The following is a 25,572-nucleotide window of genomic DNA, read 5'->3' as shown; positions in this document are numbered from 1 at the left end:
ATCCCTCTACTGTATCCCGGATTCAAAGGTCGCAAATTATAACACATACGTGAAGATTCAGGTAAATGGATTCCCCCAGACAGAGGCTTTATTCATCCCGTCAGGCTGATATACTCGTTTGCATCGCAAATTTAGGAGTAGAAGCCCCAATGAATGCCGAAAAACCCCCGGTAACTCACAACGTTGACCATGAAGAAATTGCCAAATTTGAAGCAGTCGCGTCGCGCTGGTGGGATCTTGAGGGTGAATTTAAGCCTCTGCACCGCATAAATCCGCTGCGTCTGGGCTATATCGCCGAACGGTCAGGTGGTCTGTTTGGTAAAAAGGTACTCGACGTCGGCTGCGGCGGCGGGATTCTGGCAGAAAGCATGGCGCGTGAAGGCGCAACAGTCACCGGCCTGGATATGGGGTTTGAACCCTTACAGGTGGCAAAACTGCATGCGCTGGAAAGTGGCATTCATGTTGAGTATGTGCAGGAGACAGTCGAAGAACACGCCGAGAAATATGCGCACCAGTATGACGTCGTCACCTGTATGGAAATGCTGGAACACGTACCAGACCCGCAGTCGGTTGTCAGGGCCTGTGCCAGACTGGTTAAACCGGGCGGCGAAGTCTTTTTCTCCACGCTTAACCGCAACGGCAAATCCTGGCTGATGGCGGTGGTCGGCGCGGAATATATTCTGCGCATGGTGCCGAAAGGTACGCACGATGTGAAAAAATTTATTAAGCCCGCTGAACTGTTAGAGTGGGTTGACCAGACCGTACTGAAAGAGCGTCATATGACCGGCCTGCACTACAACCCCATTACCAACACCTTTAAACTGGGCCCCGGCGTGGATGTGAACTATATGGTGCATACCACCGCCAAAAGCGAATAAACCGGCTCTCATGGCCTGATGACGCTGGATTGTAGGCCGGATAAAGCGCGCCAGCGCCGCCATCCGGCACGACTCCGGGCTTTAACGCCTGATGGCGCTTCGCTTATCAGGCCTACGTGATTAGGCATCGCCTACTGATCCTGAGTAGGCGTCTCAGGGCAATTTTTGTGCCAGATCATAAGAACTTTCTTTGCCTTAGATGAAGAAATCAGCACTCGATCAAATTTTCTATTTTTTTTCTCAATTATTGACATCCCCGCCAGGCCTTATAAGACGCGCACTTAGCGATTCTTACCCTTTTGCAACCTCAATTTAACCTCAAAATCAACTCTTGTGCTGAAAAGAATCCCTACTAGAATACTCACCATATAGCGTCTATTTTATCAAACAACCCCTACATATAGTATTTATCCACAGACTTAGTCACAACGTGGCACTGTGGATAATATGGGGGATATTTTTTCTTTCACGGACAGGTAAAAACCACATGAATCAGAGTCTGCTGGTGACAAAGCGTGATGGTAGTACAGAGCGCATCAATCTCGACAAAATCCATCGAGTTCTGGATTGGGCGGCAGAAGGACTGAATAACGTATCGATTTCACAGGTCGAGTTGCGCTCCCACATTCAGTTTTATGACGGTATCAAGACTTCCGATATCCATGAAACAATCATCAAAGCAGCTGCAGACCTGATCTCCCGCGACGCGCCGGATTATCAGTACCTGGCTGCTCGCCTGGCAATTTTCCACCTGCGTAAAAAAGCCTACGGCGAGTTTGAGCCGCCAAAACTGTTCGACCATGTGGTCAAAATGGTTGAAATGGGCAAATACGACAATCATCTGCTGGAAGACTACACGGAAGAAGAGTTCAAGCAGATGGACTCGTTCATCGTGCACGACCGTGATATGACCTTCTCTTATGCTGCAGTGAAGCAGTTAGAGGGCAAATATCTGGTGCAAAACCGTGTTACCGGTGAGATTTATGAAAGTGCACAGTTCCTCTACATTCTGGTCGCTGCCTGCCTGTTTTCTAACTACCCGCGTGAAACCCGTCTGGAATACGTTAAACGTTTCTACGACGCCGTTTCTACGTTTAAAATTTCGCTGCCAACCCCCATCATGTCCGGCGTGCGCACCCCAACCCGTCAGTTCAGTTCCTGTGTACTGATCGAGTGTGGCGACAGCCTGGATTCGATTAACGCCACGTCCAGCGCGATTGTAAAATACGTTTCTCAGCGTGCTGGCATTGGTATCAACGCGGGTCGCATCCGTGCGCTGGGTAGCCCGATTCGCGGCGGTGAAGCGTTCCACACCGGCTGTATTCCGTTCTACAAGCACTTCCAGACGGCGGTGAAATCCTGCTCCCAGGGCGGCGTTCGCGGCGGTGCTGCCACGTTGTTCTACCCGATGTGGCATCTGGAAGTTGAAAGCCTGCTGGTGCTGAAAAACAACCGCGGCGTCGAAGGCAACCGCGTGCGTCACATGGACTACGGTGTACAAATCAACAAGCTGATGTATACCCGCCTGCTGAAAGGCGGTGACATCACCCTGTTCAGCCCGTCCGATGTTCCGGGTCTGTACGACGCATTCTTCGCCGATCAGGACGAGTTTGAACGCCTGTACACAAAATATGAAAACGACGACAGCATCCGCAAACAGCGCGTGAAAGCGGTTGAGCTGTTCTCGCTGATGATGCAGGAACGTGCTTCTACTGGTCGCATCTACATTCAGAACGTTGACCACTGCAACACCCACAGCCCGTTTGATCCGGCTGTCGCACCGGTACGCCAGTCCAACCTGTGTCTGGAAATCGCCCTGCCGACCAAACCGTTGACCGATGTGAACGACGAGAACGGTGAAATCGCGCTGTGTACGTTGTCCGCATTCAACCTGGGGGCAATCAAAGATCTGAGCGAGCTGGAAGAGCTGGCCGTACTGGCTGTGCGTGCTCTCGATGCGCTGCTCGATTACCAGGATTATCCAATTCCGGCCGCTAAACGTGGCGCCATGGGCCGTCGTACGCTGGGTATTGGCGTAATCAACTACGCCTACTGGCTGGCGAAAAACGGTAAGCGTTACTCTGACGGCAGCGCGAATAACCTGACCCACAAAACCTTTGAAGCCATTCAGTATTACCTGCTGAAAGCCTCTAACGAACTGGCAAAAGAGCAAGGCGCATGCCCATGGTTCAACGAAACCACCTATGCGCAGGGTATTTTGCCGATCGATACCTATAAGAAAGACCTCGATGCCATTGCCAACGAGCCGTTGCACCTTGACTGGGAGCAACTGCGTGAGTCCATTAAGACCCACGGTCTGCGTAACTCCACGCTGTCCGCGCTGATGCCGTCGGAGACCTCTTCGCAGATCTCCAACGCCACTAACGGCATTGAACCGCCGCGCGGCTACGTGAGCATTAAAGCATCGAAAGATGGCATTCTGCGCCAGGTTGTGCCGGACTACGAACACCTGCACGACGCGTACGAACTGCTGTGGGAGATGCCGAACAACGACGGCTATCTGCAGCTGGTAGGTATCATGCAGAAATTTATCGATCAGTCGATTTCTGCCAACACCAACTACGATCCGTCGCGCTTCCCATCAGGAAAAGTGCCGATGCAGCAGTTGCTGAAAGACCTGCTCACCGCCTACAAATTTGGTGTCAAAACGCTGTATTATCAGAACACCCGCGACGGTGCGGAAGATTCTCAGGACGATCTGGTGCCATCCATTCAGGATGATGGCTGCGAAAGCGGCGCATGTAAGATCTGATGAATGATGCCGGGTGACGCTACGCTTACCCGGCCACGATTGCACGGTTTGTAGGCCGGACAAGGTGCTTGCACCGCCTCCGGCGCTCATCCCACAAAGGATTCACATCAATGGCATACACCACTTTTTCACAGACGAAAAATGACCAGCTTCTGGAACCGATGTTTTTCGGCCAGCCGGTGAACGTCGCCCGCTACGATCAGCAAAAATATGACATCTTCGAAAAACTGATCGAAAAGCAGCTCTCTTTCTTCTGGCGTCCGGAAGAAGTCGACGTTTCACGTGACCGCATTGACTTCCAGGCACTGCCGGAACATGAAAAACATATCTTCATCAGCAACCTGAAGTATCAGACGCTGCTGGACTCTATTCAGGGACGTAGCCCGAACGTGGCGCTGCTGCCGCTGATTTCTATCCCTGAGCTGGAAACCTGGGTGGAAACGTGGGCGTTTTCTGAAACGATCCATTCCCGCTCCTACACCCACATCATTCGTAACATCGTGAACGATCCTGCGGTGGTGTTCGACGATATCGTCACCAACGAACAGATCCAGAAACGCGCGGAAGGCATTTCCAGCTACTACGATGAGTTGATCGAGATGACCAGCTACTGGCATCTGCTGGGCGAAGGCACCCATACAGTCAATGGTAAAACGGTTGTCGTCAACCTGCGTGAACTGAAGAAAAAACTGTATCTGTGCCTGATGAGCGTTAACGCGCTGGAAGCGATTCGCTTCTACGTCAGCTTTGCCTGCTCTTTCGCTTTTGCAGAACGCGAACTGATGGAAGGTAATGCAAAAATCATTCGTCTGATTGCCCGTGATGAAGCCCTGCATCTGACCGGCACCCAGCATATGCTGAACCTGTTGCGCAGCGGCGTGGACGATCCGGAAATGGCGGAAATCGCCGAAGAGTGTAAACAAGAGTGCTATGACCTGTTTGTACAGGCCGCGCTGCAGGAAAAAGAGTGGGCGGATTATCTGTTCCGTGACGGTTCGATGATCGGTCTGAACAAAGATATCCTGTGCCAGTACGTTGAGTACATCACCAATATCCGTATGCAGGCTGTTGGCCTTGACTTGCCATTCCAGACACGCTCTAACCCGATCCCGTGGATCAATACCTGGCTGGTATCCGATAACGTCCAGGTTGCACCGCAGGAAGTCGAAGTCAGCTCTTACCTGGTCGGCCAAATCGACGCCGAAGTTGATACCGACGACCTGAGTAACTTCCAGCTCTGATGGGTCGCGTTACTCTGCGCATCTCTGGCACACAACTGCTGTGCCAGGATGAACATCCTTCCCTGCTCGCCGCGCTCGAATCGCACAACGTCGAAGTCGAGTATCAGTGCCGTGAAGGTTACTGCGGTTCCTGCCGTACCCGCCTGGTGGCGGGACAGGTTGACTGGATTGCAGAACCTCTGGCCTTTATTCAGCCGGGTGAGATATTGCCCTGCTGTTGCCGGGCAAACGGGGATATTGAGATTGAAATGTAGTGCTTAGTGGACTTCATGCGTGGAGACCAATACCACGTCTGGGCGTTTTTTCATCTGCATGATATACAACGCCCCGGCCAGCACCACCAGCAAAGCCCCGACCAGGTAAATCGCCCGATACCCCACGCCTTCAACCATCATCCCCATAATGAACGCACCAATCGCCATTCCCGCGTCCATTGCATTGAAAAACAGCGAATTGGCAACACCGATTTTGTGCGGCTCCACCGAGCTAATAATTTGCGTCTGAAACACAGGCGTCACTGAGCCATAACCAATACCAATTAATCCTCCTGCCAGAATCATCATGATACTCCCGTTGGTGTAACCCAGCGCCACCAACCCAACGGTGAAGGCCAGTAAGCACGGATAAACCACGTATTTCGGCCCTTTTCTATCACAGATATTGCCGGTAAAGGTTCGGCAGACCATCAGGCAAATAGCGTAGCACAGCAGGAAATTACTGGCGGCTGCCATCAAATCCAATTCGCGGGCATACAGTGCCAGGAAGGCTGAAACACCCGCATAGGAAAAGGTCATAAAGAATGTCACCATCGCGAAAGGCAGCGCGGCGCGGTCAAACATGGCGGCAAAGCCCAGATTCGGTTTGGAACCATCAGCGTGGCAAATCACTGGCGGTACGGCGACAATCAGTGACAGCACAATCCCCAACGCCGCCACAACCGTGCACAACCAGAATGCAGCAGTGTAGGCTTCCCAGCGCGCCATGTTCAGCCCTACCCATGGCCCCACAACCATTGCCAGTCCCATGGCTAAAGAGAAAAAACTGATGCCCTCCCCACGTCGGGAGGCCGGTATCAACCGCGCGGAAATCGTTCCTTTTACCGTGGTTATAACGCCAAACGTTACACCATGAAGCACCCGAATCAGCAGGAGTGATTCAATTGAATGGCAAACCGGATACAGCGCAGTGACCACCAAAAAGGCCAGAGAAGAGAGCGCCAGAATCGTTTTATTCGAATATTTCCCCACCCACTGCCCGGCAAAAGGACGAACAAGAATGGCAGAGCCCAAAAAGAACGTGACTAATAAACCGGCCTTATCAGGAGTAGCATGCAGGCGATCCGAAATATAGATCGGAAGCAGGGTCAGCAGGACATAAAAAACAAAAAAGATAATAAAGCTGATAATCGTTATTGCCCAGAAATCCTTCGTCCACAGTTTTTCTTTCATATTCGACAACCTTGTCCAGACGGCGCACGCAGGCAACGCTCAGCACAACTGAACGACGGACAAGTGCGTCAAAATGTGAGTTAAACACCAGAACGCCAGTATAAATAGGCTCATGATATTAGAGAAATTAATCGTTTTAATATTATTAATTAGAAGGAACTAATGACACTAACACAGATCCACGCTTTGCTTGCCGTGCTCGAGTACGGCGGTTTTACCGAAGCCAGCAAGCGGCTGTATATGACCCAGTCCGCCGTGAGTCAGGCAATTTCAGCATTAGAAGAAGAGCTGGGCGTTGATATTTTAATCCGCGAACGTCGCAAAGACATCAGGCTCACCCCGGCGGGACACCGGATCGTGCCACGCCTGCGAGCCATCGTGTCAGAAACCAACGCGGTGAAAGAAATTGCCGAGCAGGAACGACAAAACCCAGCCCGAACCCTGCGTATCGGCTGTTTTCCCAGCGCCTGCGCCTGCATTTTACCTGGCATTATCCGCCACTTTGAACAGCAGCATCCGCACATCAAAATTATCCCCTTCGAAGAGAACAGCCCGGCGATCGTTGATTCCCTGCGCAGCGGGGATATCAATGCTGGATTTGTGCATTTCCCGGTCAATGGCATGTACTGCGTACCGGTCTACCGCGATAAATTTACCGTAGTGGTCCCCGAAAGCCACCCACTGGCAGCCAACACCACTATTTCGCTGGAAGAACTGATGGGAGAACCGCTGATTATCAGTAAAGGCCGCTATGAATTAAGCATCATGACGTTGTTTAAAGAAAAAGGGATCGAGCCAATTATTAAATACGAATTTAACCACCCGGATACCGCAATGAGCTTTATTCGCCAGGGGCTGGGGATTGCATTATTACCGGAACTCACGCTGAAGGCGGTTGGCGGGGAAATTCGCTCAGTGGCGCTGGAGCCAACGTTTTATCGACAAATATCGTTATTGGCAAAAGAGCCGCCGGTAGACGGCAGCCCTTTATTTCTACTGCAGGCATATATGGAATCGTTGACTGCTGACGGCCTCATCTAGCAATCTGCTCACGCTTCACAAATAAGGCCTGCGGAAATACGTTCATCGCAGGCCTTCTGCCCTTACTCTTTATGCAGGAATTTCACCGCTTTGTCGGGGAAGTCGGTGAACAGCCCGTCAACGCCCGCCTTGTTGTACAACACGTCATACAGCTGGTTTACATCCGTTGCATAATCCGGCAACTGATCGGCACGAACAGTATAAGGATGCACCACCATCTTGTTCTGGTGCGCGTCCTGTACCATACCCGTCAATGAGATGTTGCCCTTACTGGACTTCTCATCAACCAGCATATGGTAGTCCGGCCCAATGCCGTCCGCATACTGCGCAACCTGCTTCATGGCACCCGGTTTAAACATCCAGTCGTAGTTGTAATTCACCCAACTGCCGTCTGGCTTTTTCTCCTGAGTTTCATTCCAGTCAGTGTACGCAATCAACTGCACCAGATTGAGATCCATCCCCATCTTCGGTTCCAGTTCATTCTTAATGCGTTTTAACTCCGCAACATCAAAGCACTGCAGATAGACATTGTCTTGTTTACCGGTGTACCCGTACTTTTTCAGTACTTCCAGCGTTTTAGCCGCAATGTCCTTCCCTTCCTGATGATGGAACCACGGCGCTTTCATTTCCGGGTAAATACCGATATTTTTGCCGGTTGAATGATTTAATCCCTGAACAAATTCAATTTCTTCTTCGAAAGTGTGCACACGGAAATCAGATTTACCCATCGGGAAACGCCCTGGATATGTCTGTACCTTTTTGCCATTTTCGATATCGAAACCTTCGGTAAATTTCAGCGATTTGATCTCATCCAGCGTAAAGTCGATGGCATAGTAACGCCCATCTTTACGCGCACGATCCGGGAAGCGATCAGCAACATCGGTGACGCGGTCAAGATAGTGGTCATGCAGGACGACCAGATGGTCGTCTTTAGTCATCACCAAATCCTGCTCCAGAAAATCCGCGCCCTGAGCATAAGCCATCGCTTTCGCAGGTAACGTATGCTCCGGTAAATATCCGCTGGCGCCACGGTGCGCAATGACAATTTTATCTGCGGCAACCGCCGCACTGCTCACAACCATACCTGCCAGCATCAGCGCCACGCTAAGACTTTTCAATGTGGTTTTCATCTATTAGCCCCCGTTACGCTTGAGCAGCATCTCTTCATGATGGCGTTTTTCACCAATCATGACGACTACCAGCAGAATCACCGCCAGCACGCTACCGCCAATCATCACCATAAAGCCGCCGTCCCAACCGAAGAAGTCGACGGTGTAGCCGACAATGGCGCTCGCCGCGACAGAACCGCCCAGGTAACCGAACAGTCCAGTGAAGCCTGCCGCCGTCCCCGCCGCTTTTTTCGGTGCCAGTTCCAGCGCATGCAGACCGATCAACATGACCGGGCCGTAGATCAGGAAGCCGATGATAATCATACAAGCCATATCCACGTTCGGATTGCCTGCCGGGTTCATCCAGTAAACGACCGTCGCGATGGTAACCAGCGTCATAAAGAACACGCCGGTGGCACCACGGTTACCGCGGAAGACTTTATCTGACATCCAGCCGCACAGCAGCGTACCCGGGATACCGGCATACTCGTACAGGAAGTAGGCCCAGGACGATTTATCCAGTGCAAAATGCTTCACTTCTTTCAGATAGGTCGGTGACCAGTCGAGGATGCCGTAGCGCAGCAGATACACAAACACGTTGGCGATAGCGATGTACCACAACAGTTTATTCGGTAGTACGTATTGCATGAAGATCTGCTTCGCAGTCAGCTCTTCTTCCGCTTTTTCGTTGTAATCATCCGGATAGTCGTTCTTGTACTCTTCGATAGGCGGCAGGCCACAGGACTGCGGCGTATCTCGCATCATCGCAAAAGCAAACAACGCAACGACTATCGCACCAAAGGCAGGCATGTACAGCGCCGCTTTCCAGTCGTTAAACCAGGCCATACCCAGCAGGAACAGCAGCGGAGGCAGACCGCCACCTACGTTATGCGCACAGTTCCAGACAGAAACGATACCGCCACGCTCTTTCTGCGACCACCAGTGCACCATAGTACGACCACACGGCGGCCACCCCATCCCCTGGAACCAACCGCAGAGGAACAGCAGCACAAACATGACTGCAATGCTGGATGTCGCCCACGGCACGAAGCCCATGAACAGCATCACCGCAGCAGCCAGAATCAGACCCGCGGGCAGGAAAACGCGCGGATTCGAGCGATCTGAGACGGATCCCATGATGAATTTCGAAAATCCGTATGCAATGGAGATACCGGACAACGCAAAACCCAGATCGCCACGCGAGAAACCCTGTTCAACCAGATACGGCATGGCCAGAGCAAAGTTCTTACGTACCAGATAGTACGCGGCATAACCGAAAAATATTCCCAGGAAAATCTGCCAGCGCAATCGACGATAAGTCGGATCGATCTCCGCTGCAGCTAAACGCGCTTTGTGTGGCGCAGGTTTAAAAATGCTCAACATATATAGTAGCCTCCGTGGCCGTCTTTCATTCGAAGGAAACACTGCAGATTGCCGTAACAACCCTACCGCTCCCAGTGTGGCCGCGATGTTAAGGAAACATTCCGGGCAATAATGTGAATTACAGCACAGATTGTTACACATTTATGACAAATGTTCATAAAAGCGCACGAAATCACGTTTCATTTTCGAATTATGAGCGATTATGCGCGAAATCAAACAATCCATGTTTTTTATGTGGCTAAATGATAAAAAACGAACTGTGAGGAAAAACAATGAAAACTCGCGACTCGCAAACAAGTGACGTGATTATCATTGGTGGAGGAGCAACAGGTGCAGGGATCGCACGCGACTGTGCCCTGCGCGGATTGCGCGTCATCTTAGTAGAACGCCACGATATCGCGACAGGCGCGACGGGCCGTAACCACGGTCTGCTGCACAGCGGAGCACGTTACGCCGTTACTGACGCTGAATCTGCCCGCGAATGCATTAGCGAAAACCAAATTCTGAAACGTATCGCCCGCCATTGCGTTGAGCCAACGGACGGTCTGTTTATTACGCTGCCGGAAGATGAACTCTCTTTCCAGGCAACCTTTATTCGTGCCTGTGAAGACGCGGGCATCCGCGCAGAAGCGATTGATCCACAACAGGCGCGTATTATCGAACCTTCCGTGAATCCACAGCTGATTGGCGCAGTGAAAGTACCAGACGGTACCGTTGATCCTTTCCGCTTAACCGCCGCCAACATGCTGGATGCACGAGAGCACGGTGCGATTATCTTAACGGCCCATGAAGTGACGGGGCTGATTCGTGAAGGTGCGACGGTGTGCGGGGTGAACGTACGCAACCATCTGACGGGCGAGATGCAATCTCTGCATGCGCCGGTGGTCGTGAATGCCGCCGGGATCTGGGGCCAGCGCATTGCGGAATATGCCGATCTGAGCATCCGTATGTTCCCGGCGAAAGGTTCTCTGTTGATCATGGATCATCGCATAAATCAGCATGTTATCAACCGCTGCCGTAAGCCATCTGATGCCGATATTCTGGTGCCTGGCGATACCATTTCGCTGATCGGTACAACCTCACAACACATTGATTACGACGATATCGACAGCAACCGCGTCACCGCAGAAGAGGTGGATATTCTGCTGCGTGAGGGTGAGAAGCTGGCGCCAATTATGGCGAAAACTCGCATCCTGCGTGCTTACTCCGGTGTGCGTCCGCTGGTGGCCAGCGACGACGATCCGACCGGTCGTAACGTCAGCCGCGGTATTGTGTTATTCGATCACGCAACGCGCGACGGACTGGACGGATTTATCACCATTACCGGTGGCAAACTGATGACCTACCGCCTGATGGCGGAATGGGCCACCGACGCAGTATGCCGCAAACTGGGCAATACTCGCCCTTGTACAACCGCAGAGACAGCTCTGCCAGGCTCACAGGAGTCGACCGAACACACGCTTAAACGCGTTATCTCTTTGCCAGCGCCACTGCGCGGCTCGGCGGTCTACCGCCATGGCGACCGCACCCCGGCGTGGCTTAGCGAAGGCCGTCAGCACCGCAGCCTGGTCTGTGAATGTGAAGCCGTCACCGCAGGCGAAGTGCAATATGCCGTTGAAAATTTAACCGTCAACAGTTTGCTCGATTTACGTCGTCGCACCCGTGTTGGAATGGGGACCTGCCAGGGCGAATTGTGTGCCTGCCGCGCTGCAGGTTTGCTACAACGTTTTAATGTCACCACCGCCGCACAATCTATCACCCAGCTTTCTGAATTCCTCAACGAACGCTGGAAAGGCGTGCAGCCTATCGCGTGGGGAGATGCGCTGCGCGAAAGCGAATTCACGCGCTGGGTCTATCAGGGATTGTGTGGTCTGGAAAAGGAGCACCAGGATGAAATTTGATACCGTCATTATCGGCGGCGGCCTCGCCGGGTTGCTGTGTGGCCTACAACTGCAAAAAAGCGGGTTGCGCTGTACGATTGTTACCCGCGGCCAAAGCGCCCTGCATTTTTCCTCCGGCTCACTGGATTTGCTCAGCAACTTACCCGATGGCCAACCGGTGACCGATATAGAAGCGGGTTTGGATGCGCTGCGCACTCAGGCCCCCGCACATCCGTATAGCACCATAGGAACGCACAACGTTCTGGAACTGGCTCAACAGGCGCAAAATCTGCTGGAAGAGTGCGGAACGCATTTGCACGGTAAGCTTCATCAGGCTCATCAACGTGTAACACCGTTGGGAACCCTGCGCTCAACCTGGTTAAGTTCCCCGGAAGTGCCGGTCTGGCCGCTATCCGCACAACGTGTCTGTGTGGTGGGAATTAGCGGCTTACTGGATTTCCAGGCGCACCTTGCCGCGGCCTCACTGCGCCAGCGTAACCTCAGCGTCGAAACGGCTGAAATCGATTTGCCAGAACTGGATGTCCTGCGTGATAACCCAACCGAATTTCGCGCCGTCAACATTGCACGTCTGTTAGATAACGAAGATAAATGGTCGCTGCTCTATGACGCCCTGTTACCAATCGCGAAAACCTGCGACATGATAATTATGCCAGCCTGTTTCGGCCTGGCTGACGATCGGCTATGGAAGTGGCTCAATGACCGCCTGCCCTGCTCACTGATGTTATTACCAACTTTACCGCCGTCAGTGCTGGGCATGCGCCTGCATAACAAATTGCAGCGCCAGTTTGTACGCCAGGGTGGAGTGTGGATGCCCGGTGATGAAGTGAAAAAAATCACCTGTCAGGATGGCGTTGTCAGCGAAATCTGGACCCGCAACCATGCCGATATTCCATTGCGCCCACGCTTCGCCGTACTCGCCAGCGGTAGTTTCTTTAGCAGCGGACTGGTCGCCACGCGCGAAGCCGTTCATGAGCCGATTCTCGGTCTGGATGTGCACCAAACCGCCACACGTGCGCAGTGGTATCAGCGTGACGTCTTTGATCCGCAACCGTGGCAACAGTTTGGCGTAACCACCGATGCTGAACTGCGTCCATCGCTTGCAGGAAAAACAGTAGAGAATATGTTTGCCATCGGATCGGTACTTGGCGGTTTTGACCCTATCGCCCAGGGTTGCGGAGGCGGAGTGTGCGCAGTGAGCGCTTTACACGCCGCACATCATATTGCGAAACGTGCAGGAGGCCAGCAATGAGCGACACACGTTTTGAAAGTTGTATCAAATGCACAGTGTGCACCACTGCCTGCCCGGTAAGCCGTGTCAACCCAGGTTACCCAGGCCCTAAACAAGCCGGCCCTGACGGTGAACGTCTGCGTTTGAAAGATGGTGCGTTATATGACGATGCGCTGAAATATTGCATCAACTGCAAACGCTGTGAAGTGGCCTGCCCTTCGGATGTCAAAATTGGCGATATCATCCAGCGCGCGCGTGCCAAATACGACACGACACGTCCGTCGATACGTAACTTTGTCTTAAGCCATACCGATTTGATGGGCAGTGTTTCTACGCCGTTCGCACCCATCGTGAACACCGCGACTTCACTGAAACCGGTGCGCCAGCTTCTTGATTATGCACTAAAAATCGATCATCGCCGTACGCTGCCGAAGTACTCCTTCGGTACCTTCCGCCGCTGGTATCGCAGCATAGCCGCACAGCAGGCGCAGTATCAGGATCAAGTTGCATTTTTCCACGGTTGCTTTGTGAACTACAACCATCCGCAACTCGGTAAAGATCTGATAAAAGTGCTGAACGCGATGGGTACTGGCGTACAACTGCTGAGTAAAGAGAAATGCTGTGGCGTACCACTGATCGCCAACGGTTTCACCGATAAAGCACGTAAGCAGGCGGTAAGTAATGTGGCTTCACTGCGAGAAGCGATTGACGGAAAAGGCATCCCGGTTATTGCCACCTCTTCAACCTGTACCTTTGCGCTACGCGATGAATACCCTGAAGTGCTGGATGTCGACAACTCAGGGCTACGCGAACATATTGAACTGGCTACACGCTGGCTGTGGCGCAAGCTGGACGAAGGGAAAACGTTGCCGCTGAAAACGTTGCCGCTAAAAGTGGTCTATCACACACCATGTCATATGGAGAAAATGGGCTGGACACTCTATACGCTGGAACTGCTGCGACAAATTCCGGGACTTGAACTGACCGTGCTGGATTCACAGTGCTGCGGGATCGCCGGAACTTACGGATTCAAAAAGGAAAACTATCCGACGTCACAGTCAATTGGCGCACCGCTATTCCGCCAGATTGAAGAAAGCGGCGCGGATATCGTCGTGACCGACTGCGAAACGTGTAAATGGCAGATTGAGATGTCGACAAGTAAGCGTTGCGAACATCCTATCACCCTGCTTGCCAAAGCGTTGGGGTAACTCAGTTGCCCGGTGATGTTTGCTACCGGGCATTTTTGTGCATCCAGTTCCGCTTATTTGAATACGTTGCAGTCGGGCGTATTTATCTCTGATTCACCCACGCAAAGAATCAATTTCTCATATGCAGCGCTTGCGAAAAGTGGATACCGTCACGCCATCTTCTCTTTCTGGTGACGGACTACCATGGCTAAACCCACCACATCCACACCGCATGATGCGGTTTTTAAAAAGATCATTTCTTATCCTGAGATGGCCCGGGATTTTCTGGAGATTCACCTCCCCGTCACATTACGTGAGATTTGCAATTTGCAAACGCTGAAGCTGGAGTCCACCAGTTTTATCGAACAGGATCTCCGCGCGTACTACTCCGACATATTGTGGTCGCTAAAGACCCACGAAGGTGATGGCTATATCTATTGTGTCATCGAACATCAGAGTACAGCTGTGCAGCACATGGCATTCCGCCTGATGCGCTATGCCACCGCTGCGATGCAGCATCATCTTGATGCCGGGAATAAAACGCTGCCGCTGGTGATCCCCATGTTGTTTTATCACGGTCAACAAAGTCCCTATCCCTGGTCACTCAACTGGCTGGATGAATTTGACAACCCACAACTGGCGCGACAACTTTATTCAGAAGCTTTTCCGCTGGTCGACATTACCGTGATTCCTGACGATGAAATCGCGCAACATCGGCGTGTTGCGTTGCTTGAATTGATGCAAAAACATATCCGCGATCGCGATTTGATGGGATTAGTAGACCGACTGGTCTCGTTATTAGTTACAAGCACCGCTAATGACAGCCAGCTACAGACGCTATTTAATTATCTGCTACAGTACGGCGACGTTTCTCACGTCAACGAATTTATCCATAAAGTTGCCGAACGTTCCCCTCATAACAAGGAGAGGCTGATGACAATCGCAGAGAGACTCAGACAAGAAGGCCACCACGATGGGCTGCAACAAGGGTTGGAACAAGGAGTACAAAAAGGTACGCAAGAAGAAGCAATACGGATCGCTCGCATGATGCTGGAACAAGGAATTGATCGTGATTTGGTTCAGTTAATTACCGGGTTGTTGCCAGACGATGTCACAGCGTGAGTCAGACAGGGAAGGTTTGTAACCTTCCCTGCCACTAATCAAACCGTCAGGAATTCCACCACATCGATCCAGCCGTGTTCCCCGGCGATATCCTGACCATTTAGCCAACGCCGCAGCATATTAAGCGCCATCATTGCGCAAACCTCCTGACGAACAGCCAAACTATAGCGATTTGCATTGAGTCGCACCCGCAAGGCATGCGTGCCGTCAGGTGTTGCCAGTGCGAAGTTAATATGTTCGTTTTCGAAACCCGATACCGCCAGCGCCAGTTCGGCATAATGATTGCCGCGTCGCTCGGTTATCCAGTGTGCCGTTTGCGCCAGCGTTTCTTCCTGAGATGGCACTACCTCGCTCGCTAACAACGGGGCACTGGCGCGAGACAGCTGCAGGGCAATTAAGCCTCCGGTAAATTGCTCGCTCAGCGTCAGACTGTACTGGCGCTCCTGGAGCTTACGGGCAATTTGCGCAGGTAACCCTTCGGTACCTTCAAAAATCATATTCTGGCCAGCAACGCGTTTCACCTCTGGCCATAGCGCCAGCATCGCTTCACGTTGGGAATCGGGTCCGGTTAACTTCAGCTCGATAATCGGCATCGACGAGCGATAGCCCATTGTCACCCCGGGCGGTAAAACCAAAGGATCCAGGCTCTGCGCCAGATCGCTTTCAGAACGACCAAAGGTCGTTAAGCGCAGGCATAGCGGGGGTTGAGAGAGAGAAAAACGCTCACGCAGGCGCGGCAGGATCTCATGTTCAACCATGACTTTAAATTCTGACGGCACACCCGGCGTAAAGAACATCAGGCAGCGATTAAGCTTTACGGCGAACCCGCAGGCAGTTCCGACCGGATTATTAATAAACTCCGCACTGGCCGGAAGCTCAGCCTGTTTGCGATTGCTCGGCGCCATGACGCGTCCCCGCTCACGGAAAAAACGCGCCATTTCGGCCAGCCACGCTTCATGCAGCACCAGCCCTTCACCTTTTGCGGTTGCCGCCGCCAGTGCGCTCAAATCATCGCTGGTCGGCCCTAAGCCGCCATTGACGATCAGCACATCAGCATGTTCGCTACGCTCACGCAGAATAGCGACCAAATCGTTCAGATTGTCGCCAACTGTATTGCGGCGTGTTAACGGTAATCCCTGATTAAAGAAAAAATCGGCCAGCCAGGCGGCATTAGTGTCGACGATTTGTCCGTGCAACACTTCATCCCCGGTGGATAGCATCTCCACGTTTAACATCGTGTTCTCCTGCTTTTATGATGAAAACACTATAACGCATGGAGGGGGGAAGGCGCGACTGAACGCCGCGCCTGGTCGATTAGAAACTGGCGTTTACCCCGATGTATGGGCCGTCAGCAATCGCGTTATCGCGGTTGCCATCTTTACCCGCCAGATTCAGGTAACGGTAACCTGCTTCAATACTCAGCGGACGCATAATCGTCAGGCGCGCACCGGCATTTGCTTCTTCGTAGCTGTCGATCCCGCTGGAGAGTGAATCCGGGGAGTAGTAGTATTCACCAAACAGACGGAAACTGTCGCCAATCGGCCACTGTAAACCACCACCGACAGCTGCCGCGTAGCCTTCATCACCGTCTTTCGGGTTGGTATAGATACCTTTCCCACCGACTGTTGCCAGCAACGGACCCAGAGGGATATTCAGACCAAGGCCAAGCCCTGCAACATCACCGTCGTCATCGTTATGCATCCAGTTGCCGCTAACAGCCAGTCCAGTGGACTCAGTACCCATACCGAAACCGAGGTTGGTGTAATCTTCGCCTGCCTGACCGCTAATGCTAATCGCATTCGCCGACGCAGAAACAAACAGCATTCCGGCAAAACCCAGTAATAAACTTTTTTTCATTTTCTATCCTTTCCAGCAAGAATCAAAACATAGCCCCAAAACCGCTGGATTGTACTGCCAGATGGCGAGGAATCAATGAGCTAAAAAAGCGATGCAATGACATATTGTAACTAAATACTACCCGCAATGTTTCAGTAAGGTTAAGTTCTTACCCGAAATAGACGATAAAAGGCACCTGATTGCCGTTTTCAACAGACAACGTCATCTTCCCCGGCAAAGCTGGCTTAAACAGCAATGAAGCGTTTTTTCTGTCGCCTGCAAAAGGTAAGATGTGTTAACAATGGACTCCTCCGCCCCTCCCCTACAAGGAACAGACTTATGCGTCAAAGAACGATTGTTTGCCCACTCATTCAAAATGAAGGCTGTTTTTTACTGTGCAAAATGGCCGACGATCGCGGTGTTTTCCCTGGTCAGTGGGCGCTGTCTGGCGGCGGCGTTGAGCCAGGTGAGCGCATCGAAGAGGCTTTGCGTCGGGAAGTGAGGGAAGAGTTGGGTGAACAACTGGTATTATCAGAAATTACTCCGTGGACCTTCAGCGATGATATTCGGACCAAAACCTATGCCGATGGCAGTCAGGAAGATATTTATATGATTTATCTCATCTTCGATTGTGTGGCGGCTAATCGTGAAGTGAACATTAACGAAGAGTTCCAGGACTTCGCCTGGGTTAAAGCGGAAGATCTTGGCACCTACGACTTAAATATCGCCACGCGTAAAACGTTGACCTTGAAAGGGTTACTGTAAATCCCACGAGTTTAAACGTAATATAAACGATGTTCACAATAGCGGTATTGTTCTCTGCATTCAGCAACAGAGACCAACGCCGCCATAACGACTAAAAATACTTTATATTCAAATAAATAAATCACCCCTCCCTGTTTTTATCTTTATACCCCAAACCTTAAACTCTTAAGGATAAATTAACCTTCAGTCTTTAACCTTTGTGGCCTGATGAAATAATTAACGATGCCCCTGTTTATCACTAAAAATAAAACTGCGGTGGCGTTAAATGGCTTGAAGGAATAATGATGTCTGACTTTTTGCCTTTCTCCCGTCCGGCAATGGGTGATGAAGAACTTGCCGCAGTTAAGGCGGTTCTGGATTCAGGGTGGATAACCACGGGTCCTAAAAATCAGCAGTTGGAAGACGCTTTCTGCCAGCTCACAGGAAACCAAAACGCCGTTGCCGTCTGTTCCGCGACGGCAGGTATGCACATTACGCTAATGGCGCTGGGTGTGGGTGAAGGCGATGAAGTGATCACCCCGTCGATGACGTGGGTATCTACACTCAACATGATTGTCCTGCTGGGCGCCACACCGGTTATGATCGATGTTGACCGCGATACGCTGATGGTGACCCCCGAACAAATTGAAGCCGCTATCACACCACGAACCAAAGCTATTATTCCCGTGCATTATGCCGGGGTCCCAGCCGATCTTGATGCCATTTACGCCATCGGTGAACGCTATGGAATCCCTGTTATTGAAGACGCAGCACACGCCGTCGGAACGTTATACAAGGGTCGTCATGTCGGTGCTCGTGGTACCGCAATATTTTCCTTTCACGCTATCAAGAATGTGACCTGTGCTGAGGGTGGACTGATTGTTACTGACGACAGCCAGCTCGCTCAACGGCTTCGCAGCCTCAAATTTCACGGCCTGGGTGTAGATGCGTATGACCGTCAAACCTATGGCCGCGCGCCGCAAGCTGAAGTTCTCGCGCCGGGATATAAGTACAACCTGACTGATATCAACGCTGCCATCGCCCTGGTACAGTTGAACAAGCTGGCTCGTCTGAACGCACGCCGTGCGCAAATTGCGCAGCAGTATCAACAGGCGCTGGCCGATACGCCGTTTCAACCGCTCACCCTGCCTCAGTGGTCACATGTGCACGCCTGGCATTTGTTCATCATTCGCGTGGATGAAGCCCGCTGCGGGCTGAGCAGAGATGCTCTGATGGAAGCACTAAAGGCCAGAAATATTGGCACAGGCCTGCATTTTCGCGCGGCCCACACGCAGAAATATTATCGCGAACGTTTCACCGATCTTTCTTTGCCTAATACCGAATGGAATAGCGCACGCATATGTTCACTGCCGCTATTTCCCGACATGACCGACGATGACACACAACGCGTCATTACGGCACTTCGCCAGATTGCAGGATAATAAGCATGTTTGAAGCCACACCGATTAGTAAAGTCTCGGTGGTCATTCCCGTTTTTAACGAACAGGAAAGCCTGCCAGAATTAATCAGGCGCACCAGCGCCGCCTGCGAAAAACTGGATACTGAATATGAAATCCTGCTCATTGACGACGGTAGCAGTGACAATTCGGCTCAACTGATGATGGACGCCTCCCAGGCACCGAACAGCCATATTGTCTCTATTCTGTTGAATCGAAACTATGGGCAACACTCGGCGATTATGGCCGGTTTCAGCCACGTCACGGGCGACCTGATCATCACGTTAGATGCTGATTTACAAAACCCGCCAGAGGAGATCCCGCGGCTGGTTGCCACGGCAAAAGAAGGCTTCGATGTCGTCGGAACGGTGCGTCAGAACCGCCAGGACAGCCGCTTTCGTAAGACCGCCTCACGGATGATCAACCATCTGATTCAGCGCACGACCGGTAAAGCCATGGGCGATTATGGCTGCATGCTGCGCGCCTATCGCCGTCACATCGTCGATGCCATGTTGCATTGCCAGGAGCGTAGCACCTTTATTCCGATCCTGGCTAACATCTTTGCCCGCCGCGCCACGGAAATCCCGGTACACCATGCCGAACGTGAATTTGGCGACTCTAAGTACAGTTTCATGCGTCTGATAAACCTGATGTATGACCTGGTAACCTGCCTGACCACCACGCCATTGCGTATGTTGAGCCTGCTGGGCAGCATCATTGCCGCCACAGGCTTTACCCTGTCGGTCCTGCTTGTTGTTCTTCGCCTGACGCTCGGCCCGCAGTGGGCGGCAGAAGGTGTGTTTATGCTGTTTGCCGTGCTGTTTACCTTTATCGGCGCGCAATTCATTGGCATGGGATTACTCGGCGAATATATCGGTCGCATCTATAACGATGTCCGCGCACGCCCTCGCTATTTTGTTCAACACGTTATCCGTCCACAAACCACGCAGTCAACTGAGGAAAACCGCGCATGAAAGCCGTCGTATTTGCCTATCACGATATGGGATGTCAGGGGGTTCAGGCCCTGTTGGATGCAGGTTATGACATCGCTGCTATTTTTACGCACGCCGATAACCCAGGTGAAAAAGCGTTTTTTGGCTCAGTTTCCCGCCTCGCTGCCAGCGCAGGTATTCCGGTGTACGCTCCGGACGAGGTCAATCATCCGCTGTGGATCGAGCGGATCGCCCAGCTCGCCCCCGATGTGATCTTCTCATTCTACTATCGCCATTTACTCAGCGATGAGATCCTGCGTCTTGCACCTGCGGGAGCCTTTAATCTGCACGGCTCATTACTGCCCAAATATCGTGGCCGTGCACCGCTGAACTGGGTATTAGTCAATGGCGAAACCGAAACAGGCGTGACGCTGCACCGCATGGTCAAGCGCGCAGATGCCGGTGCCATCGTCGCCCAACAACGCATTACCATTTCCCCCGATGACGTAGCGTTAACCCTGCATCATAAATTATGCCAGTCTGCCCGTGAGGTACTGGCACAGGCGCTGCCAGCCATCAAAGCCGGTGATTTTCAGGAGTACCCACAACAGGAAGCCGACGCCACCTGTTTTGGTCGCCGTACGCCGGAAGACAGTTTCCTCGACTGGAACAAACCCTGCGCACAACTGCATAACATGGTTCGCGCCGTGTCCGATCCATGGCCAGGTGCATTTAGCTATGCCGGTACGCAAAAATTCACCATCTGGTCATCGCGCCAGAGTGCAAATACATCTGCAGCGCTGCCGGGAACGGTTATCTCCGTATCGCCATTGCTGATTGCCTGTGCCGATGGCGCACTCGAAATCATTACCGGGCAAGCGGGTGATGGCATTACCATGCAGGGCTCACAGCTGGCACAAGTTTTGGGTCTGGTTGCCGGTTCTCGCCTCAACAGCCAGCCCGTTTCCGCCAGCAAACGTCGTACCCGCGTGTTGATCCTTGGCGTTAACGGTTTTATTGGCAACCACCTGACCGAACGCCTGCTACGCGAAGATAACTACGAAATCTACGGGCTTGATATTGGCAGCGATGCGATTGAGCGTTTTCTGCAACACCCACGATTCCATTTTGTGGAAGGTGATATCAGCATTCACTCCGAATGGATTGAATATCATGTGAAAAAATGCGACGTCGTGCTGCCACTGGTCGCCATTGCCACACCGATTGAATATACCCGCAACCCGCTGCGCGTCTTCGAACTCGATTTTGAAGAAAACCTGAAAATTATTCGTTACTGTGTCAAGTACCGCAAACGCATCATTTTCCCGTCAACATCTGAAGTCTACGGTATGTGTACCGATAAAGACTTCGATGAAGACAGCTCCAACCTGATCGTCGGCCCGGTTAATAAACCGCGCTGGATCTACTCGGTCTCTAAACAACTGCTGGATCGCGTTATTTGGGCATACGGTGAAAAAGAAGGGCTGCGTTTCACCTTATTCCGTCCATTTAACTGGATGGGACCGCGTCTGGACAGCCTGAACGCCGCACGTATCGGCAGCTCACGCGCCATTACCCAACTGATCCTGAATCTGGTGGAAGGCTCCCCCATCAAGCTGATTGAAGGCGGCAAGCAGAAGCGTTGCTTTACCGACATTCGTGACGGTATCGAAGCCCTGTTCCGTATCATTGAAAACGACGGCGGGCGCTGTGATGGCGAGATCATCAATATCGGTAACCCGGATAACGAAGCAAGTATTCAGGAACTGGCTGAAATGCTCCTTTCCTGCTTCGAAAAACATCCGTTGCGCCAACACTTTCCGCCGTTTGCTGGTTTCCGCGACGTTGAGAGTAGCAGCTACTATGGTAAAGGCTACCAGGACGTTGAGCACCGCAAACCCAGTATTCGTAACGCCAAACGTTGCCTGAACTGGGAACCAACAATCGATATGCAAGAAACGGTTGAAGAGACGCTGGACTTCTTCTTACGCAGTGTGGACATCACGGAACACACATCATGACCAAAGTGGGCTTGCGCATAGATGTCGATACATTCAGGGGGACACGCGAAGGCGTGCCCCGCCTGCTGGAGACATTGAACCGGCATAACGTTCGGGCTAGTTTCTTTTTTAGCGTCGGGCCCGACAACATGGGACGCCATCTCTGGCGTCTGGTGAAGCCGCAATTTTTGTGGAAGATGCTGCGCTCAAACGCAGCCTCACTCTACGGGTGGGACATTTTACTGGCCGGCACCGCCTGGCCTGGAAAAGAAATTGGCCTGGCTAATGCGGCCATCATTTCGCAAGCTGCCCGGTATCACGAAACAGGCTTACACGCCTGGGATCATCATGCCTGGCAATCACGAAGTGGCAACTGGAACGATAAACAGCTGATTGATGATATTTCGCGGGGTATTAATGCACTCGAAACAATCATCGGCCAACCCGTTACCTGCTCTGCCGTCGCTGGCTGGCGTGCCGACTCGCGCGTCGTCGAGGCGAAAGAAACATTCCATCTGCGCTATAACAGCGATTGCAGGGGGACATCGTTATTCCGTCCTGTACTTGAAACGGGAGAAATAGGGACACCACAAATTCCGGTCACGCTACCGACATGGGATGAAGTAGTTGGTCAGGAGGTGCAGGCAGCGGACTTCAACGACTATATTCTCTCCCGCATTCAGAGGGACAAAGGCACCCCGGTCTACACGATTCACGCAGAGGTGGAAGGCATTGCTTTTCAGCAGCAATTTGACGAACTGCTCATTCGTGCCGCCGACGCCGGGATTACGTTTTGTCCACTGGGCGAACTGTTACCAGACGATATCAGTACACTGCCAACGGGCCAGATCGTTCGTGGCAAAATACCCGGCAGAGAGGGATGGCTCGGCTGCCAGCAACCCGCGAGTGTGACACCATGAAATCCGCACGTTACGCCCTGGCATTTGTCGCATTTATTGCACTGTATTTTATTTTACCCATCAATAGCCGCCTGCTCTGGCAGCCCGACGAAACGCGCTATGCTGAAATCAGCCGGGAAATGCTGACGTCTGGCGACTGGATCGTCCCACATTTTTTAGGACTACGCTATTTTGAAAAACCTATCGCGGGATACTGGTTAAACAGTATCGGGCAATGGTTATTTGGCGCAAACAACTTTGGCGTCAGAGCGGGGGCTATTTTTGCAACCCTACTGACTGCACTCCTGGTCGCCTGGCTGGCAATGCGGCTATGGCGTGATAAACGTACTGCCCTACTCTCTGCCGTCATCTTTCTAACGTTTTTCTCTGTTTACAGTATCGGAACCTATGCGGTACTTGATCCCATTATCGCGCTGTGGCTGATGGCAGGTATGTGCTGTTTTTGGGAGGGAATGCAAGCCACCACCAGAACACGTAAAATTGTCGCCTTTTTGCTGTTAGGATTTACCTGCGGCATGGGCGTGATGACCAAAGGCTTTCTCGCGCTCGCTGTCCCCGTCCTCAGCGTGTTGCCATGGGTTTTCGTGCAAAAGCGCTGGAAAGAGATCTTTATTTACGGCCTGCTGTCGATTATCAGCTGTATTGCCATTGTCCTGCCGTGGGGGCTGGCGATTGCGCAACGCGAACCCGACTTCTGGCACTACTTTTTCTGGATTGAGCATATTCAGCGTTTTGCGCAGGATGATGCCCAGCATAAAGCGCCATTCTGGTACTACATACCGGTTTTCGTGGCGGGCGCCTTACCCTGGCTCGGGCTACTACCGGGCGCATTGCGAACCGGCTGGCATGAACGGGATGTACCACGTAGCGCCTTATACCTGCTGAGCTGGATTATTATGCCGATCCTGTTTTTCAGTATCGCCAAAGGGAAGTTGCCAACCTATATTCTTTCCTGCTTCGCACCGCTGGCAATCCTTACCGCGCGGTTTGGCTTGCAGGCTGCTGAAAAAGGTTCTGCAGCCCTGCGCGTCAACGGTTGGATCAACATTCTGTTCGGTGTTATTGGTATTGTCGCCACATTTATCGTGTCCACGCTCGGACCGTTGAAGACACCGGTCTGGTCGCATATCGAAACGTATAAAGTGTTTTGCTCATGGGGTATCTTTATCACCTGGACGCTATTTGGCTGGTATACGCTTAACAACAGTGAAAAAAACTGGAAATTAGCAGCGCTCTGCCCGCTGGGACTGGCGCTGTTGTTCGGCTTCTCAGTACCTGACCGGGTAATGGAATCCAAACAGCCACAGTTTTTTGTCGAGATGACCAAAGAGTCGCTGGAGTCGAGCCGTTATATTTTCACCGACAGTGTTGGCGTTGCCGCTGGCCTGGCCTGGAGCCTGAAACGCGATGACATCAACATGTACGGGCAAACAGGTGAGTTAAAATACGGCCTTAATTATCCGGATGCCCAGGGACGCTTCGTCAGCCGGGATGACTTTGCCGGCTGGTTGGCGCAACATCGTCAGGAAGGGATCATTACGCTTGTGCTGTCAATTTCGAAGGATGAGGATATTAATCAGCTTGCCATTCCTCCCGCTGACTATATCGACAATCAGGGGCGCCTGGTCTTGATTCAGTACAGGCCTAAATGATCTGGCTAACCTTAGTCTTTGCCAGCCTGCTCAGCGTCTGTGGGCAATTGTGCCAGAAGCAGGCCACCCGCCCGGTACCCGCCCACGCGCGAACACGCTATATCGCGCAGTGGATTGGTCTGGCGCTGGCCTGTCTGGGACTGGCCATGCTGCTCTGGCTGGCAGTATTGCAGAATATTCCCGTCGGCATCGCCTACCCGATGCTAAGCCTGAACTTTGTATGGGTCACGCTGGCGGCATGGAAAATCTGGCGTGAACCTGTCACAACACGTCACTGGCTGGGGGTTGGGCTACTCATCACCGGCATCTTTATTCTTGGGAGCGCGGTGTAATGGGCATTTTTTGGGGGCTGTGTAGCGTGATTATTACGTCGGTTGCTCAGCTAAGTCTGGGTTACGCGATGGATAATCTGCCGCCCATGCTGCAACCGCTGGCGTTTATCTCCGCCGTTTTTGCAACCAGCAGCAGCGCATTCGCCTTATATGGTGGGCTGGTAGGTTATTTACTGTCAGTGATGTGCTGGCATAAAGCCCTGCATCAACTCGCGCTGAGCAAAGCCTATGCCTTGCTCAGCCTCAGCTATGTGCTGGTGTGGATCGCATCAATGATTTTACCGGGCTGGCAAGGAACCTTTTCAGTAAAAGCCCTGGTGGGTGTGCTGTGTATTATGGCGGGATTAATGACCATATTCTTACCTGCCCGCCAACACACGCCCTGAGA

The 25,572-nt window shown here is 52.2% G+C and carries 22 protein-coding genes; 17 read left to right on the top strand and 5 right to left on the bottom strand.

Features of this window, described 5'->3' with window-relative positions; translation table 11 throughout:
• Positions 1–149: 149 nt before the first annotated feature.
• The 4 genes from ubiG (at position 150) to yfaE (ending at position 5,146) form a co-directional block, all read left to right on the top strand.
• Entirely contained in the window at positions 150–878 is a 729-nt protein-coding gene (ubiG, locus tag G8S19_RS07240) for a bifunctional 2-polyprenyl-6-hydroxyphenol methylase/3-demethylubiquinol 3-O-methyltransferase UbiG (protein WP_048211104.1), read from the top strand.
• 487 nt (positions 879–1,365) lie between these two features.
• Entirely contained in the window at positions 1,366–3,651 is a 2,286-nt protein-coding gene (nrdA, locus tag G8S19_RS07235; protein WP_048211103.1) for a class 1a ribonucleoside-diphosphate reductase subunit alpha, read from the top strand.
• A gap of 110 nt (positions 3,652–3,761) precedes the next feature.
• On the top strand, positions 3,762–4,892 hold the full coding sequence (nrdB, locus tag G8S19_RS07230) for a class Ia ribonucleoside-diphosphate reductase subunit beta (protein WP_003834668.1): 1,131 nt from the start codon (positions 3,762–3,764) through the stop codon (positions 4,890–4,892).
• On the top strand, positions 4,892–5,146 hold the full coding sequence (gene yfaE, locus G8S19_RS07225) for a ferredoxin-like diferric-tyrosyl radical cofactor maintenance protein YfaE (protein ID WP_115643144.1): 255 nt from the start codon (positions 4,892–4,894) through the stop codon (positions 5,144–5,146). The genes nrdB and yfaE overlap by 1 nt, the downstream gene beginning before the upstream one ends.
• Before the next feature lie 3 nt (positions 5,147–5,149).
• On the opposite strand, the gene G8S19_RS07220 is transcribed toward yfaE, so the two are convergent.
• Positions 5,150–6,340, bottom strand: a complete 1,191-nt coding sequence (locus G8S19_RS07220; RefSeq protein ID WP_253686386.1) for an MFS transporter — start codon at positions 6,338–6,340, stop codon at positions 5,150–5,152.
• 162 nt (positions 6,341–6,502) lie between these two features.
• Here G8S19_RS07220 and G8S19_RS07215 point away from each other — a divergent pair, with 162 nt between their 5' ends.
• On the top strand, positions 6,503–7,381 hold the full coding sequence (locus tag G8S19_RS07215) for a LysR family transcriptional regulator (protein WP_101741533.1): 879 nt from the start codon (positions 6,503–6,505) through the stop codon (positions 7,379–7,381).
• Between the two features lie 62 nt (positions 7,382–7,443).
• Here the strand turns inward: G8S19_RS07215 and glpQ are convergent, their stop codons facing one another.
• Positions 7,444–8,511 carry a glycerophosphodiester phosphodiesterase gene (glpQ, locus tag G8S19_RS07210; RefSeq protein WP_061068203.1) on the bottom strand — a complete coding sequence of 356 codons (1,068 nt, stop codon included), beginning with the start codon at positions 8,509–8,511 and terminating at the stop codon, positions 7,444–7,446.
• Positions 8,512–8,514: 3 nt separating this feature from the next.
• A complete protein-coding gene (gene glpT, locus G8S19_RS07205; RefSeq protein WP_115643141.1) occupies positions 8,515–9,873 on the bottom strand; it encodes a glycerol-3-phosphate transporter in 1,359 nt (452 codons plus the stop codon).
• A gap of 272 nt (positions 9,874–10,145) precedes the next feature.
• Between glpT and glpA the strand changes: the two genes are divergently transcribed.
• The 4 genes from glpA to G8S19_RS07185 all read left to right on the top strand — a co-directional run bounded on the left by glpA (position 10,146) and on the right by G8S19_RS07185 (position 15,311).
• Positions 10,146–11,774, top strand: coding sequence for an anaerobic glycerol-3-phosphate dehydrogenase subunit A (gene glpA, locus G8S19_RS07200; protein ID WP_124021796.1), 1,629 nt, complete (start codon positions 10,146–10,148; stop codon positions 11,772–11,774).
• Complete coding sequence (glpB, locus tag G8S19_RS07195) at positions 11,764–13,023, top strand: glycerol-3-phosphate dehydrogenase subunit GlpB (RefSeq protein WP_253686384.1); 1,260 nt, start codon at positions 11,764–11,766, stop codon at positions 13,021–13,023. The genes glpA and glpB overlap by 11 nt, the downstream gene beginning before the upstream one ends.
• The gene (glpC, locus tag G8S19_RS07190) at positions 13,020–14,210 is read left to right on the top strand and encodes an anaerobic glycerol-3-phosphate dehydrogenase subunit GlpC (RefSeq protein WP_048211095.1); all 1,191 of its coding nucleotides are present in this window, start codon (positions 13,020–13,022) and stop codon (positions 14,208–14,210) included. Before glpB ends, glpC begins: the two co-directional genes overlap by 4 nt.
• A 183-nt stretch (positions 14,211–14,393) precedes the next feature.
• Positions 14,394–15,311 carry an Rpn family recombination-promoting nuclease/putative transposase gene (locus G8S19_RS07185; RefSeq protein WP_124021798.1) on the top strand — a complete coding sequence of 306 codons (918 nt, stop codon included), beginning with the start codon at positions 14,394–14,396 and terminating at the stop codon, positions 15,309–15,311.
• A gap of 38 nt (positions 15,312–15,349) precedes the next feature.
• On the opposite strand, the gene G8S19_RS07180 is transcribed toward G8S19_RS07185, so the two are convergent.
• Together G8S19_RS07180 and G8S19_RS07175 are read right to left on the bottom strand one after the other, a co-directional pair.
• Positions 15,350–16,546, bottom strand: coding sequence for a nicotinamide mononucleotide deamidase-related protein YfaY (locus G8S19_RS07180; RefSeq protein ID WP_048211093.1), 1,197 nt, complete (start codon positions 16,544–16,546; stop codon positions 15,350–15,352).
• 79 nt (positions 16,547–16,625) lie between these two features.
• Positions 16,626–17,168, bottom strand: coding sequence for a YfaZ family protein (locus G8S19_RS07175; RefSeq protein ID WP_048211092.1), 543 nt, complete (start codon positions 17,166–17,168; stop codon positions 16,626–16,628).
• Positions 17,169–17,486: 318 nt separating this feature from the next.
• Between G8S19_RS07175 and nudI the strand changes: the two genes are divergently transcribed.
• From nudI to arnF, 8 genes are all read left to right on the top strand, one after another.
• Positions 17,487–17,912, top strand: coding sequence for a nucleoside triphosphatase NudI (gene nudI, locus G8S19_RS07170; RefSeq protein ID WP_101741530.1), 426 nt, complete (start codon positions 17,487–17,489; stop codon positions 17,910–17,912).
• Between the two features lie 284 nt (positions 17,913–18,196).
• Positions 18,197–19,333, top strand: a complete 1,137-nt coding sequence (gene arnB / locus G8S19_RS07165) for a UDP-4-amino-4-deoxy-L-arabinose aminotransferase (RefSeq protein ID WP_253686382.1) — start codon at positions 18,197–18,199, stop codon at positions 19,331–19,333.
• 5 nt (positions 19,334–19,338) lie between these two features.
• On the top strand, positions 19,339–20,322 hold the full coding sequence (arnC, locus tag G8S19_RS07160; protein WP_101741528.1) for an undecaprenyl-phosphate 4-deoxy-4-formamido-L-arabinose transferase: 984 nt from the start codon (positions 19,339–19,341) through the stop codon (positions 20,320–20,322).
• Positions 20,319–22,301, top strand: coding sequence for a bifunctional UDP-4-amino-4-deoxy-L-arabinose formyltransferase/UDP-glucuronic acid oxidase ArnA (gene arnA, locus G8S19_RS07155; protein WP_124021801.1), 1,983 nt, complete (start codon positions 20,319–20,321; stop codon positions 22,299–22,301). Before arnC ends, arnA begins: the two co-directional genes overlap by 4 nt.
• Positions 22,298–23,200, top strand: coding sequence for a 4-deoxy-4-formamido-L-arabinose-phosphoundecaprenol deformylase (arnD, locus tag G8S19_RS07150; protein WP_253686380.1), 903 nt, complete (start codon positions 22,298–22,300; stop codon positions 23,198–23,200). The genes arnA and arnD overlap by 4 nt, the downstream gene beginning before the upstream one ends.
• Positions 23,197–24,852 (top strand): lipid IV(A) 4-amino-4-deoxy-L-arabinosyltransferase, encoded by a 1,656-nt coding sequence (gene arnT / locus G8S19_RS07145; RefSeq protein WP_101741525.1) that lies wholly within the window; start codon positions 23,197–23,199, stop codon positions 24,850–24,852. Before arnD ends, arnT begins: the two co-directional genes overlap by 4 nt.
• Entirely contained in the window at positions 24,849–25,184 is a 336-nt protein-coding gene (gene arnE / locus G8S19_RS07140; protein ID WP_048211085.1) for a 4-amino-4-deoxy-L-arabinose-phosphoundecaprenol flippase subunit ArnE, read from the top strand. Before arnT ends, arnE begins: the two co-directional genes overlap by 4 nt.
• Entirely contained in the window at positions 25,184–25,570 is a 387-nt protein-coding gene (arnF, locus tag G8S19_RS07135; RefSeq protein ID WP_048211084.1) for a 4-amino-4-deoxy-L-arabinose-phosphoundecaprenol flippase subunit ArnF, read from the top strand. Before arnE ends, arnF begins: the two co-directional genes overlap by 1 nt.
• The last annotated feature ends 2 nt before the right edge of the window (positions 25,571–25,572 follow it).

Source organism: Citrobacter sp. SX206 (assembly GCF_024181025.1).
Classification (GTDB): domain Bacteria; phylum Pseudomonadota; class Gammaproteobacteria; order Enterobacterales; family Enterobacteriaceae; genus Citrobacter; species Citrobacter youngae.
The sequence above is the reverse complement of the archived record's forward strand: the minus strand, read 5'-3'. Positions and strand labels throughout refer to the sequence as shown.